The 14360-nt window shown below is 56.7% G+C and carries 9 protein-coding genes and 1 pseudogene; 7 read left to right on the forward strand and 3 right to left on the reverse strand.

The window, feature by feature from the left end; genetic code table 11:
* Nucleotides 1–22 precede the first annotated feature (22 nt).
* The 3 genes and pseudogenes from ACYZUD_RS02010 to ACYZUD_RS02020 form a co-directional block, all read right to left on the reverse strand.
* Nucleotides 23–1165: pseudogene (locus ACYZUD_RS02010) on the reverse strand (HAMP domain-containing protein); the annotation flags it as partial.
* 82 nt (nt 1166–1247) lie between these two features.
* Nucleotides 1248–3608, reverse strand: coding sequence for an efflux RND transporter permease subunit (locus tag ACYZUD_RS02015; protein ID WP_462022355.1), 2361 nt, complete (start codon nt 3606–3608; stop codon nt 1248–1250).
* Nucleotides 3605–4735, reverse strand: a complete 1131-nt coding sequence (locus ACYZUD_RS02020; protein ID WP_462022356.1) for a WD40/YVTN/BNR-like repeat-containing protein — start codon at nt 4733–4735, stop codon at nt 3605–3607. Before ACYZUD_RS02020 ends, ACYZUD_RS02015 begins: the two co-directional genes overlap by 4 nt.
* Nucleotides 4736–5369: 634 nt before the next feature.
* On the opposite strand from ACYZUD_RS02020, the gene qhpR reads away from it, so the two are divergent.
* The 7 genes from qhpR (at nt 5370) to ACYZUD_RS02055 (ending at nt 14332) form a co-directional block, all read left to right on the forward strand.
* A complete protein-coding gene (qhpR, locus tag ACYZUD_RS02025; protein WP_462022357.1) occupies nt 5370–6371 on the forward strand; it encodes an AraC-like transcriptional regulator QhpR in 1002 nt (333 codons plus the stop codon).
* A gap of 246 nt (nt 6372–6617) precedes the next feature.
* Nucleotides 6618–7238: a c-type cytochrome gene (locus ACYZUD_RS02030; protein ID WP_462022358.1), complete on the forward strand. Its 621-nt coding sequence runs from the start codon at nt 6618–6620 to the stop codon at nt 7236–7238.
* Nucleotides 7239–7245: 7 nt separating this feature from the next.
* Nucleotides 7246–8412 (forward strand): cytochrome-c peroxidase, encoded by a 1167-nt coding sequence (locus ACYZUD_RS02035; protein ID WP_462022360.1) that lies wholly within the window; start codon nt 7246–7248, stop codon nt 8410–8412.
* Nucleotides 8409–9476, forward strand: coding sequence for a tetratricopeptide repeat protein (locus tag ACYZUD_RS02040; protein WP_462022361.1), 1068 nt, complete (start codon nt 8409–8411; stop codon nt 9474–9476). The genes ACYZUD_RS02035 and ACYZUD_RS02040 overlap by 4 nt, the downstream gene beginning before the upstream one ends.
* An 11-nt stretch (nt 9477–9487) precedes the next feature.
* A complete protein-coding gene (locus ACYZUD_RS02045; protein WP_462022362.1) occupies nt 9488–10861 on the forward strand; it encodes a parallel beta-helix domain-containing protein in 1374 nt (457 codons plus the stop codon).
* A 304-nt stretch (nt 10862–11165) separates the two neighbouring features.
* Nucleotides 11166–12962 (forward strand): DUF1302 domain-containing protein, encoded by a 1797-nt coding sequence (locus ACYZUD_RS02050; protein WP_462022363.1) that lies wholly within the window; start codon nt 11166–11168, stop codon nt 12960–12962.
* 17 nt (nt 12963–12979) lie between these two features.
* Nucleotides 12980–14332, forward strand: a complete 1353-nt coding sequence (locus ACYZUD_RS02055) for a DUF1329 domain-containing protein (RefSeq protein ID WP_462022364.1) — start codon at nt 12980–12982, stop codon at nt 14330–14332.
* Nucleotides 14333–14360: the final 28 nt, after the last annotated feature.

Raw genomic sequence — 14360 nt, forward strand, 5'->3', positions numbered from 1 at the left:
TGATTAGCAGGCGTATGCGCTGCACGCTTCCATTCAAAACTTGGCTCAATGCATTGATTTCGTCTCGGCTATTGGTTGTGTACTCACAAGTAAGGTCACCCTCTGCGACTTGTCGCAACGTTGCCGCTAGTCCGTTAAGGTTGCGGCGCAGAGAAACGTAAAACGCGCTGTATAAATAGACGATCAACAGCAGGCCGAAAGACGTCAGCCCTGCTTGTAGCCACATTCTCTGCTGACTTTTCTGCAGATTCTGTTCGAGCTGTGTACGTAACAGCGACAGGATGTCCTGTTCGATATTCAGCGTGTGCTCAAGCTGCCCGGTGGTGTTGTCGAAGAACAGTTGCCACGGCTGGTCCAGCTCATCGGCTAGCAAAATCTGCTTTTCCAATAGGTCGCGAATCGATGACAAGCTGTTGATGCTGGTTTGGAGAGAGCCGTACAGCGACGAATCCAACTCTCCATTCTGTCGCAGGATCTGGTATTCACTGCCCAGGTTCTCCAGCTCGACAGTCAGTTGGTCGAGTTGGTCGCTGGCGGCGGCGGGGAGACTTTTAAGGAGTAGCGCTTCGGCGCTGATGGCGCGGCTCTGACCAATAATCCAGCGCGTCTTTGGACCGTTCCTGACCAGTAGGGCCACAAGCTGTCTTAGTTGTGCCGAGGCGTTTTGGGTCAGTCCCGAGCCACTGGCGGCCAATTCGATCAGCGTGGGTGCCTGGTCGAGTGCCTGCTTGAATTGGCTCTGCCTGGTACTGACCGATGCTTGCATCACCCCCTCAAGCGTGGTTGCCAACTCATCTCGCAGTTTGACAAAACGCGCCACACTGACCGGCTCGCCCCAGTCCGCCTGCAGTGCTCGCAGTTGCTCCATTGTTTTTTGGCGTAGCGGTTCAATACCTATTGTCTCGGCCCCGACCTGCGTGGCCCGTTGCGCCTGGTTTAAGTCATGCAATGTCTCCAGTGAACTGAGCAACTCAAGACTCTGTTTGATCGGCGTCAGCCCGTTGACCTCGTTACGGATGGCAGCGCTTTGCCCAAGGCGCTCGTGGAGTAACAGGTAGTTTGTCGTCAGCGTGGGAACAAAGATAAACAGGCTGATCAAGCCAAATTTGCGACTCAGGGATAGACGATCGAGCAGGCGGCTGCCAGGACGGAGCACGTTGAACATCGTTGAATTCCTATTAAGCCGTGGCGGCGATGATTGTTTTGGAATCAGCCGTCGCCCGTATTGCACGGGCGACGGCGTTTGCTCAATTGCGTTGTTTTTTGCTCATCAGCATTGAGGCAATAGCGGGTAGCAGTAGCAGGGCGCCGACCATGTTCCAGATGAAGATGAGCATGAGCAGCAGGCCCATGTCAGCTTGGAATTTCAGGGCGGAGAAGGTCCATGTACCGACACCGACCGCCAGCGTCAGGCCAGTGAACGCCACTGACGTGCCTGTCGTTTTCAGCGCTTCAAAGTACGCAGCGCGCAGGTTCAGGCCTCGGTGAAGGAACGTCTCCATTCGACTGTACAAGTAGATGCCGTAGTCCACGCCGATGCCGACGCCAAGGGCAATCACTGGCAGGGTGGCGACTTTCACTCCAAGTCCCATTTGCGCCATCACGGCCTCGCAGAGCACCGTAGAAAGGTAAAGCGGTGCCATCAGTGCGAAGGTCACTTTGAGCGAGCGGAATTCCCAGAGCACCACCAGCGAAATGATGACGAACACCAAAATCAGCATGCGCTTTTCGGAGTCCTTGATGACGATGTTGGTCGCCGCTTCGATGCCGGCATTCCCGGCTGCCTGGAGGATCTCGAACTCACCGGTGTCGTATTGCTTTTTAAATGCCTCTACCGCATCGACTACGCGACTGAGCGTTTCTGCCTTGTGATCGGCCAGATACAGGCTGATGGGGGCAACGCTGCAATGGGGGTCGACGAATTCGGCGGAAACCCCCGAGCGTGCATTGTTCATGACGAACTGATCCCGCGACAGCTCCGCCCACTTCGGGTTGCCTTCGTTGTGCGCCAGGATGTCGAAGCGCATGGCCTGATACAACGATTGCGCCGATTCGACACCTTTGACCTGCAACAGGGTCTGCTCAAACTGGTTGGCGAGGTCGGCCGCAGCAAATCGCGAGCATTGTTCCGGTGGTGTTTTGAACATCACCACGTAGACGTCGGTACTGGTCGAGTAGTGGTTGAGCAGGAAGGCGTTGTCCTGGTTGTAACGAGACTCGGGACGGAACTCCGGGGCACCCTTGTCCAGATCGCCGATCTTCAGATCCTGACGCAGATGGTAGCCGACTCCCAGCAGCACAAGGCTTGTCAGAATCAGCGGTATGGCCGCTCGCGGTTCGACCACGGCCGACAAACGACGGAATACCGGCCAGGAGGATCGGGCTCGTTTGTGTTGCTGGCGTAATCCTTTGGGGCTGACACCGCAATAGGACATCAGCACGGGCAGCAGGAACATCTTGGTGAAAATGGCAACGAATACGCCGATGCTCGAGGTGATCGCCAATTGCTGGATCACGCCGATGTCGATCACCAGCAGCGTAAGAAAGCCCACGGCGTCGGCCAGTAGCGCGGTTGAGCCGGGGATGAACAGCGCCCGGAAGGTTCGCCGGGAGGCCTCCAGCGGAGTGGCGCCGTCGCCCATCTCGCTCATCATCAAGTTAATGTTCTGTACCGCATGACTGATGCCGATGGCAAAAATCAGAAACGGCACCAGGATTGAATAAGGGTCCAGGCCATAGCCCAGCAGGTTGAGCAAGCCAAGCTGGCAGACCACTGTGAGCAGGCAGGTCAGCACGGTCGCCGCAGTGCTCCGCCAACAGCGGCAATAGGCGTAGAGCAATAAGCTTATAAGGCAGACCGTAATGGCGAAGAACACCGCGATATCGCTGGCTGCAGCCAGCAGATCACCAATGATCTGGGCGAACCCGATGACTCGAATATTCACGCCTTGGCTGGCGAAGTACGAACGAACATCCCGTTCCAGTGCGAGGCTGAAGGCTCCGTAATCCAGGGGCTTGCCGGTTTCAGGGTCGTTTTCAAGAAGGGGGACCCGAATGACCGTCGATTTGAAGTCATTGGCCACGAAACTGCCGATCATGTCGGCGCGTTGTATGTTGTGCTTGACCTGCGCGAGCGCGCCCGCACTTCCATCGTAGGTATCTGGAATGACTCGTCCGGCCCGCAGTCCCTCAGTGGTGACTTCGGACCACATCGCGTTAGGTGTCCAGAGCGATTTGAGATTGCCCCGGTCCACGCCCGGTATGTAGAAGACCTTGTCGTTCACCTCACGCAACGTCTCCAGATACTCTTTCGTCAGGATGTCACCTTGAGGGTTCTCCACGACGATTCGCAGCACGTTGCTTTGGGGGCGCAGCACCTCTTCGAACTTCAGGTAGTTGGTCACGAACGGATGGTCAGTGGGGATCATCCTGGTAAAGCTGGCATCGGGTCGTAATGACAGAGCGCCGATACCCAGCGTTATCGAGGCAAGCAAAAATAGCAGGATAACCGCCAGGCGGTGGTTGAACAGCAACCTTTCCGTCAAGTCCACAATGCGTTGTACAGCCGTCGGTTTTGATGTGCAGGGCAGTTCGCATTGTGCGTTCATTGCAACTGCTCCTTAACGGTGTCCAGGGAGATAACTTGCAACCCACTGCTGCCGGCCAATGCCAGTAGTCCGCTGTTGATTTGCTCAATGCCCATCAGCGAGTTGATATTTGCGCCTTGCCAAAGTCTGAAATGCTCGCCGTCACGGCTATATAGCAGCACGCCTCCTTGACCCGATAACACCAGTGATCCATCGGCAAGTTGCCTTCCACCGTAGAGGCCTATTGATGCTGGAGTCTTGATGCTCTTCCAGGTTTTGCCCTGATCCAGACTCGAGAGCAGAGTGCCGCCGAAACCGAAAGCGATCAGGCGACCGTCGGTGAGTTGCATCAGTTTATAAAGCGAAGCCTGAGTCAGCTGCTGAGGGGGGAGCCAGTGCGTTCCACCGTCCTCCGAGCGGTAAAGGTTTCCACCTTCCCCGGCTACGACCAGCGTTCCATCGGATAGGCCCAGAACGCTATTAAGATGCAGCCGGTCCGGGTTGGCCAAAGCAGAAACGTAATCCCAGTTTCGGCCTCCATCCCGGGTGTGCACGATCATGCCGTACGCACCGACCGCCCACCCTTCGTTCACGTCGCGAAACCAAACGTCCAGCAGTGGTCGTGACGGGCCCGAAGCGCTGCTCGCTTTCGCGTCGTCGAGAGCGAAGTACGCATTGTCCAGGGCGGCGGTCAAATCCTCGTCATGTAGCACTGTGCTACTTGCGTCTTCCAGGCGGGTTACTTCAGCTTGGGCCCTTTCGAGGAGCAGAGGACTGATCTGGCTGCCGTCGAGTTGTTTCACCCACGTTTTCCCTGCATCTGTACTGTGCAGAATGACCCCGTCATGCCCTACAGCCCAGCCCTGCTGCGAATCAACGAAATGCAGCGCTGTCAGGAGAAGATCCACGGGTACCTTGGACTGACTGATTTCGCCTTCGGTATCCCGTATCAATATGTGGCCGCTTTCTCCAACCATCACCATCCCCTGTCCTACGCTTTGGACATCGGTGAGTGGCGCATGGGTTACGCCAGGCGTTAGAAGGGAGGGGCGCTCCAAGCGATCCGGTAGAGGTGCAGCAGATAGAGGTTCTGTGCTGCTAACCGCAAAATGCAGTAGCGTGAAGGCACAGAAAGAGAGGGTCTTCATGCGAAATACTCTTGAAAAAAAGGGTTTCAGGCGGAGTAAGTCTTATGCCCTGACGTCACGGGGCTGCCCGTGAAGGCAAGCAGCGTTTGTGCTGCAGGTCTGCAGACATTGGGGCAGTGCATAGAGCGGGAAGTGGCGAGACTCTGTGAGGTCTGGCTGGGAAGCGAAATACACCGATCACACGAGCGCGATGAGAGTGAGTGGAACCCTGGATGTTGTTCATGGAATCCCTCTGGTTTTTCTTATAGTTGGGTTGGCCGCACAATGCATGCCGCTGGCTGAACCCGTCGAAGGTGCTTCGAGTATCAGTGAGCGAGAGGGACTTAACTGGATGTTTCGTGCCAGAGATTTGCTATTTGGTGCCACCCGGAGCGCGCTCGTGGAAAGCAATTTTCTTGACGAGCGGCATCGCCTGTGTGCTCTATGCAATCCCGTTGGCTATCAGGATTGTTACGCTTTGTTGCAATTTTGGTGCATTATTATTGGCCAGGCTCTGGACTTTCGTAAGAAACGCATTGGGCGTATTTGCGCGGGTCGGCCCGGTCTTTCTTTACCAGGTGGTATCCATTCCGGCGTGGCCCGCGAGTGGTATCCCTGGGGAGTTCTCTGTACTGACGACCTTTGAGATAGATCGATGGCACTTGCGCAAAAAAATACCCTTCAGACGGAGCTGCTCTTCAGTCGGTTCGCCAATGAGCTTTCCCCATTTCTTGAGGAGGCGGGCCTGGGAACCTCTTTCTTTACCGACCCGGAGTTGGAGGTTTCGGCGGCGAGTCTGGTGAAACTCATGGAGTTGGCCGGACGCAGCCTTGGTGACAACATCGGCTTGCGCCTCGGGTCGCAGGTTCAATCTTCCGACATGGGTGTATTGGGCCAGGCGTTGCGCAGCATGGATCGACTCGGAGATACGTTCAAAGGATTGAGTCGCTACATGGTTACGCGAAGTCAGGCCGAACGTATCGAGTTTGTGGAGTCGGATCGGCAGGTTGTTGTCTCCTACCAAATTGCAGACCCCAGCATCACGCAGAAACGTCAGGATGCAGAGTTCAGTATCGCTGCAATGTTGTCGTGCATGCGGGAAATGACGGGCTGCGCGATCACGCCTGTACGGGTTGATTTCGAGCACGCCGCCCCTGGGGATTTATCCTGTCATCGCGAGATGTTTCATTGCCCCATACGATTCGGCCAGGACTGCAATCGTCTGTATTTCAACAGGTCGATACTCGATCTACCGATCTGCACTTCCAATCGACGCTTGCTGCAGGCACTTCAGCCCTACCTGGAGGAGCAGCGCAAGATACGCAGTCAGTCTGCCAGTTTGCTCATCGACGTTTCCCGTGCCATTGCCACGGAGTTGGGGCGAGGGCGGATTGGCGTAGTGCAGGTCGCCGAGGCCATGAATCTGAGTGTGCGAACGCTGCAGCGCAGGCTGCGTGATCTCGATCTGGAGTTCGGTACGGTTGTGGAGGATGTCAGGAGAGCCCTGGCCATCGAATACGTCGGCAACAGCAGCTTCCGCCTGACCGATGTGGCATTGATGCTCGGATACACCGAGGCTAGCTCATTTTCCCGGGCATTCCGGCGCTGGACCAATCTGACCCCTCGTGAATACCGCAAAACGTCAGGTCTCCCCTGACCCGGACGGAGGTGCTCAAAAATCTCTGCCTTGAGGCCCGCGAGGGCCTCTATTTCTTGCTCATTCCCTCCCTTTAGTGCCGCGCGCTGCAAATGACAATTTTGTTGGCGCGTACTGGCAAGCTGGTCCCTCTCTCTCTCCTTATCGTCGCTGCATAGCCTGGCGGGTGTCCGCCATAGGGTCGCCTCGCGGACGTTGCTCTTGGGAGCGTTCGCACGGCGGCCATAACAATAAGAGGGGTTGGACGTGAACAAGTCGGTAGCGGCACTGGGTTTGGCATTTGCTCACCTGTGTAGCCCCAGCTGGGGCGCAGAGGCGGGTAAAACCCTCTTTGAACAGCGCTGCGTGGCATGCCATCAGGTCAGCGGCGCAGGAAGCGAGGCGCTCAAGGCGCCAAATCTCACCGGTTTGTCTCAAGACTACCTCCAGCGTCAACTCAAGCATTTCAGCGAGGGTTTGCGCGGTGATGACGCGAAGGACGCCGAAGGGCAAATGATGCGCGGCATGGTCGCGGGTTTGAAAGACGACGATATCAAGCAGCTGAGCCAGTACGTCGCGACCCTTCCGCGGCAGCCCGCGCCCAAGCCGGATAAGCCGGCAGGATTTGGGGGGCGAGGTCTGTATTCGGGGTGCACCAGCTGTCACGGCGCCCAGGCGGAAGGCTTCGATCAATTGGGCGCGCCGCGTCTGGCCGGCCAGTATGGTTGGTACTTGAAAGCCCAGCTATTGAAGTTTCGTGCCGGATTACGCGGCGCTCACAGCGATGACGCGTTTGGTCAGCAGATGCGCGCCATGGCATCGGCCATTCGCGATGACGCGGCGATAGATACCTTGGTGAGCCACATCGGCAGCCTGGCCGGGGAGTGAACGCACTATGTGCAAACTCCTTCTTCTGGGCCTGGTGTCGTTTTCGTTATTCGCCCACGCGGAGACTGTCGAGCTGAGCAAGCTCTGCCCGCCCAGTTTCGAGTTGTTGGCGGACGGCAAGTGCAAGCTGCGCACGCTCTATGACTTCTACGATTCGCCTGAGGAACACGGCGGCGTGAAGGTGCGTCTGCCCGAGCTGGAGACCACCTACACGCCGCAGCAGATTGATTTGGGACGTCAGCTCTTTTTCGACCCACTGCTGTCGGCCAAGAAGGACCTGTCGTGCGCTTCCTGCCACCAGCCGGATAAGGGTTTCGCTGATGGACGAGGTCGCGGGCTGGGCGTTCGTCAACCGGATGGTTCGCGTAAGGACCTGTCGCGTGGGGCACCCACCCTCTGGAACGTGGCATTTCTCAAGCGCCTCATGTGGGATGGCCGGGCCGGTAATCTGGAGCAGCAGGCGTTGTTGCCGCTGTTCAATCCCGATGAAATGGGCAACAACGCCCACCAGCTTCAGAGGGATCTGGATGCCTCACCGGTTTACGTTGATCTGTTCAGGCAGGCGTTTGATGCGTCGCCCACCATCGACAACCTGGCCCGGGCATTGTCGGCGTTTCAGACCAGTCTGGTGAGCTTCAACAGCCGGTATGACCGCTATGCCTACGGTGATACAAGTGCGCTCAATGACCAGGAGATCCGTGGTTATAACGTCTTCCGCGGTTTCGTCGCGCGGTGCTCGCAGTGCCATATTCCGCCGTTATTCACGGACAGTGAGTTGGCCGTCATCGGCAGCCCCTCATTGCCTGGCAAGGCGCCCGATCCAGGTGCCGGAGGACTGTCCTCCGATCCCAACCTGCAGGGTGCGTTCCGGGTTCCCACACTGCGGAATATCAGCGCCACTGCGCCTTACTTTCATGCGGGTCAGTTCACGACGTTGAAAGAAGTCGTGCACTTCTATAACGACAACCGCGGTCACGCGGCGCCCGAAGATGAAAAGCTGAAAATCCACTGGCATATCCACATGACTAGGGGGCCTGAGCTGAGTAAGCAGGATGAAGAAGACATCGTTGCGTTCCTCGCCAGTCTGGATGACCAGAGCCTGACCCCCGCAGTTCCAAAGACCGCGCCCTCAGGGCTGCCGGTTGCACCTGTGCTCAACCTGGAGACACCATGAAAATAAGACCCCCCAAGCCCCTGACCGTGGCTGCATTTGTAGGACTCGCCGGTTTATTGGGTGCCTACACGCACGTCCAGGCCGAAACAAAAGCACCTGCCACGACAACGCTCGAGGCCGAGATGCAAGACCCGGTGAAGCAGGCTGCCTATCGTAAAGAGGCAGAATCGCTAATGGTTTGCGACCCCCTGAAAGATGCCCAGCAAAAGGCTGCGGCCTTCGCTCGGCTGGCGGTTATGAAGTGGGATCGCCAGCAGATGGGTTGTGGCGTGCGCTACGGCTTCGAGCTGGCCCAGGCACAACCTGAGAATGTTGAATTGCAGCTTCAGGTTCTGGGCGCTCATGTCGAGTACTTCAGTGTTCTCGACAAGAGCTATGCCCGTCTCTACTCCGCCAGCCCGGTGAAAGACGTTGAGTTGCGCCTGCGCTGGACCGAGACCCGCGAACACAGCGCCCAGTTGCTTAAGGGGCTTGCACCGCTGGCGGGTCAGGTCGCTGAGGTGTCGGCTTTGCGCGGGATCAATACGCTGCTGTCGGTGCAGCGTGAGGCTTCGGAAAAGGAAAAACTCACGGCGCCAGGCCTTGCGCTTGGAGATCTGGAAGCGGCTATCAAGGCCAAGCCTGACGTACTTGACGGCGCCGCTTTGCTGACGCTGGGGAGCGTGATTGCAACGCTGCCGGAGTTTGCCGGTGGTGATACCGAGCGCGCGATCCAGCTGTTTGAGCAAGGCACCTCGCTCAAACCACAGAACCTTCAGTTGAAAACCGCTCTGGTCGGTGCCGAGCTGGGCGAACGTAACAACCAGAAGGCGCTTGATGTACTGCGCGAGGCCGCCAATCTCAGTGATGAGGGCCAGAACGAGCAGGACTACGCGGATTCGTTGCGCATCATGGTCGGTCAAGCCACGCGCCTTGACCAGCGTGATCTCGCCAAGCAGATCGACGTCAAGCGGGATGCCTTCCTGGAGGCACATCCGTATCTCGACAAGCGCAAGACAAGCGCCGCAGCCGGACACGGCGGTGTCGATCCGTTTACCGGCCAAGACCCGGAAAAAATCCAATGAGGAAGATCCAGATGAAAAAATTTACTTGCCTGGTCGCGCTGCTTGCTGCCTACGGCTTGAGCACGACCGTGGCGGCCCAACAATTGACGGTCAAGCCCGGCCAAAGCATTCAGGACACAGTGAAGAAAGCCAAGGACGGTGACACGATCCTGGTCGAGCCGGGCCGCTATGCCGAATCCATTTATATCGACAAGCAGAACATCACGCTCAAAAGCACTCGAAAGGGTGGGGCGATTCTGGATGGCGAGAACAAGCGTAACGACGGCATCATTGCTTCCGGGCACGGCGTGGTGATCGATGGTTTCATGGTCAAAGGCTACAAGGGCAACGCGATCATGACCCAGGGAGCCAATAACTTTAAGATCATCAACAATGAAGTGTCCGGCGCTTTCTACGCGATTTTTCCGCAGTTCGGCAAGAATGGACTGGTGCAGGGTAACGAAGTCTATGGCTGTGAAGACGCCGGCATTTATGTGGGTATGAGTGACAACATCAACGTGCTCGACAACGTGGCCCACGGCAACGTGATGGGTCTGGAGTTCGAGAACACCCGCAATGCACTGATGGCTGGAAACAAGGTCTACAAAAACACCGCCGGCATCATGCTTTCGCTGATTCCCGGTCTGCCGGTCAAAGACTCGCAGTACGTGGTGATTCGCGATAACGAGGTGTATGACAACAACCTCAAAAACTTCGCGCCGCCAAGCTCCATCGCCGCGAGCATCGCTCCGGGCATTGGCATCCTGGTGGTCGGTTATGACGACGCAACCATCGAAAACAACCTGATCAAAGATAACCGTGGTATGGGTATCTTCGTTCTGGATAACGTCACGTTCGGTATGGCGGATGACCCTAAAGTCGACCCGTATCCGGATAACACTCGCATCATGAACAATACCTTCGTCAATAACGGGGAGAAGCCGGAAGGGCTGATCGCTGAGTTCATCGCACCGGCGGGTCGAGTGGGCTTCGAAGTGGTGACGACGGGTAAGGGAAAGGGTAGCTGCTCGGTCAAGCAGGAAGGCGTCGACATGCTCGGCACCAATCGCTGGGCTGTCTGTGACAGCAGCATGAGCAAGGCTGACTACACGACGGCGATGCTCGACGCTCCCGTACCAAGCGTTCCGATGACCGCTGAGCAACGCGGTCGCCTGACCTACCTGGCGGTATGTACCGGGTGCCATACTTACTCGAGCGTGCTGCACGGTCCATCCATTCAATCGATCCAGGCCATCTATGGCAAGGATGAAGCTGCACTGGCGAAGTTCGTTGCCAACCCGGTGCGCAAGCGTGCCGACTTTGCAGAGATGCCACCCCAGGCCTATCTGGGCGATGAAACGATCAAGGCCATCTCGCATTACATCCTGAACGACGTTCACCAGTAACAGTCACGCCTCTCGAAAGCCTTAAAACCCCAGAGAAAAGGCGGTGTTGAACTTCGGTTCAGCACCGCCTTTTTCCTTTTGCAATGACGGGTTTTGCCCCGCCTCTTTCTCCTCTAAACATTGGCATGTCAAGCCGACTTCCTGGCACGGGATGTCGAGTAATGCGCCAGCCATCTTCTGATACTCGACATACCTGGAGCCATTACAGCCAGGGCCTCAATAAAAACAAACAGTGGAGTTAACGCCCGTGTATCTACTCTGCAAGAAGAGGAGCCTGGCTGTCGCCAGGCTAGCCGCTACCACTTTGGCCCCCCTGACGATCGCTATTTCGGCTCAAGCAGCAGAGTTCGAGCTGGGGGAAATTTCAGGCAACGCGCGGGGCAGCATCGCGGTCGGTGCCATCTGGAACGCCGAACAGCCAAACCCGAGTTTCGTGAATCAGGGCAACGCAACCAGTGTTGGGCTCGGGGGAGGGTATAACCCGAACAACGCGACGACAAACGACGACAGCCGGCTGAACTTCCGCAAGAAGCGTCAACTGGTCAGTTCGCCAACCACTCTGCTGGGTGAGCTGGAACTTCGCTACCAGAACTACGGAGCGTTCATTCGAGGAAAAGCCTGGTACGACTACACCCTGGAGAACAAAGACGTCGACTTCGGTCATGTGTCGAACGGCTATCAACCGAACAGCAAACTCGACGACAGCCGCTTCGATGAACTGGCCAAGTTCCAAGGGCTGGCGTTGTTGGATGCTTATGTCTACGGCGACTTCAAACTGGGTGAGAATCCGCTGCACCTGCGCGCTGGACGCCAGGTGATCAGTTGGGGGGAGGGCTTGTTTTTCCAGAGCGGGATCAACGAGATCAACCCGTTCGATGTGGCGGCGTTGGTGCGTCCAGGGTCTCAACTCAAAGAGGCTTTTTTACCCACCAACATGCTCTATGGCAACTACGGTATTACCGATAACCTGACCCTGGAAGCGTTCTACAAACTGGAGTGGCGCAAGACCGTATTGCCGGGTTGTGGCACCTATTTCTCAGCAAACGACTTCGTCCAGGACGGCTGTAATGGCCTGACGGTACTGAATGACGTCAATGCGGCATTCGGTGGTGAATCCAATGACGGTTCGGCGTTCAACAACGGGATGTATGTTCACCGGGCGAAAGACGATGACGCGCGCAACGGCGGTCAGTTCGGTGTAGCGGCGCGATACTACATCGAGTCACTGGGCACTGAGGTGGGGGCTTATGCAATGAACCTGCACTCAACTGTTCCATTCGTGACGTCACGGCTAGCCGGTGCCGGTTTCACTGGCGACTTCGCTAGCGCGGATGCATCGCAGTATTTCGCCAAGTACCCGGAAGACATTCATATCTTCGGCCTGAGCTTCAGCGCCAACGTATTGGGCACCTCCGTTTTCGGCGAGTACAGCTATCGACCCAACCAACCCGTCAGCATTTACGGTGGCGACTTGCTGCCAGCGACCCTCGATCCGGCAACCATTGCCGCCAACTTTGGCTTGCCGCTTGCCAATGATGTTCTGGCGGCCGCACCAGGCAGCAACTTCAAAGGTTACGACCGGCTGAAAACTTCGCAGCTGTCGCTGGGGTTTATCAAGAGTTATCAGCAAGTACTTGGTGCGGATAGCCTGAACCTGATAGGCGAGGCCGCTTTCAAGTACATCCACGACCTGCCGGGTACCGATACTCGTCGTTATGGCAACGTCGATAACTACGGCAGCGATTTCAACTCCGAGCAAGGTTGTCAGGCAGCGGTATTGCCGCAGTACCAGAAGTACGGATGCTCCGGTGAAGGGTTCGTCAGCAAGTTTGCATGGGGATACCGGCTCAATGCCGAGCTTTCCTATTTGAATGCCGTGGCCGGGGTCAACCTGACTCCATACGTTTCCTTTGGCCATGACGTCAAGGGTTGGTCCCACGACGGAGAACTGGTCGAGGACCGCCTGCGCGGAACGGTCGGCTTGCGTGCCGACTACGCCAAAAAATACACGGTCGATCTGTCGTGGTCGGGTAGTGGCAATACCCGCTACGCCCCAACTGATCGTGACTTCGTCGCCCTCAGTGCGCGAATGAGCTTCTAAAGATAGAGGAAACAAAGATGAACAATAACCTCGCCAGCAGCGCGATATTCATTGGACTCATGGCTCTTGGGTCCAACCTGGCCTATGCCAAACTCAGTACAGAAGACGTGGCCCGTCTGGGCAAGGATTTAACGCCAACCGGTGCCGAAAAGGCCGGTAACGCCAGCGGCACTATCCCCGCATGGGATGGCGGCCTCACCGCAATACCGGCGGGCTATAAGCCTGAAGCCGGTTATACAGACCCTTTCCCCGGTGAGAAGCCGCTGTTCACTGTGACGTCGGCCAACGTAGGGCAATATGCCGCCATGCTCAGTGACGGCTACAAGGCTTTGATGAAGCAATACCCCGACTACAAGATGAACGTTTATCCAAGTCATCGTACATTCGCGTTGCCTGCAGGAGAATATGCCCAGATCGCCAAAGAAGCGCCGAAAGTGGAATTGGTATCGGGCGGTGTGGGCTTGGTCAATTACGAAAGCAGTACTGTTCCGTTCCCAATACCAAAAGACGGTCTGGAGGCGATGTGGAACCATATCGTGCGTTATCGCGCCGGTGGTCTCCAACGGTTCTATAGCCAATTGATCGTGCAGAGTAGCGGTAGTTTCTCCGCGGTCCATACCGAGGCCAAGACAATCATGGCCGCGGCGCTAGGTAATCCAGAACCGAACCGGTTATTTTACTACCTTGATATGGTCACCGGTCCTGAGAGTCTGGCGGGGCTGCAGACCCTCGTCCACGAGCCGCTGGACCAGGTCAAGGAAAGCCGGCAGGCCTGGCAATACAACCCTGGCCAGCGCCGTGTGCTGCGTGCCCCGGAAGTGGCTTATGACACGCCGGAACTCAGCGCCGATGGCTTGCGCACCAACGACAGCGTTGATATGTACAACGGTGCTCCCGACAAGTACGACTGGAAGTTGATCGGCAAGAAAGAGATGCTCATTTCGTACAACAATTACAAGCTCAACGACCGGAGTCTGAAGTACGACAAAATCGTCGGCAAAGAGCACATGAATCAGGATCTTGTGCGTTATGAGCCTCATCGGGTGTGGGTGGTCGAGGCGACATTGAAACCGGGTGTGCGCCATATCTACGCCAAGCGTCGTTTTTACATCGACGAAGACAGTTGGAACATCGTGCAGGCGGACTTGTTTGACGGTCGTGGTGAATTGTGGCGGGTGCAGGAAGCACATACGTTGCAGCGTTACGATGTCAACGTGAACTTTCCTTCGAGCGATGTTGCTTATGACTTGCAGGCTCGTCGGTACATCGTCAACGGCGTTGAAAACGAGGAAAAAGCGCCTAGCCAGTTCGGCTGGAAGGGTAGCCTGCGAGAGTTCAGCCCATCGGCATTGCGCCGCTCTGGCCGCTAATCTCCTTTAACCAAGCAAGGTCGAGTGC

The organism is Pseudomonas sp. XS1P51, assembly GCF_054897845.1.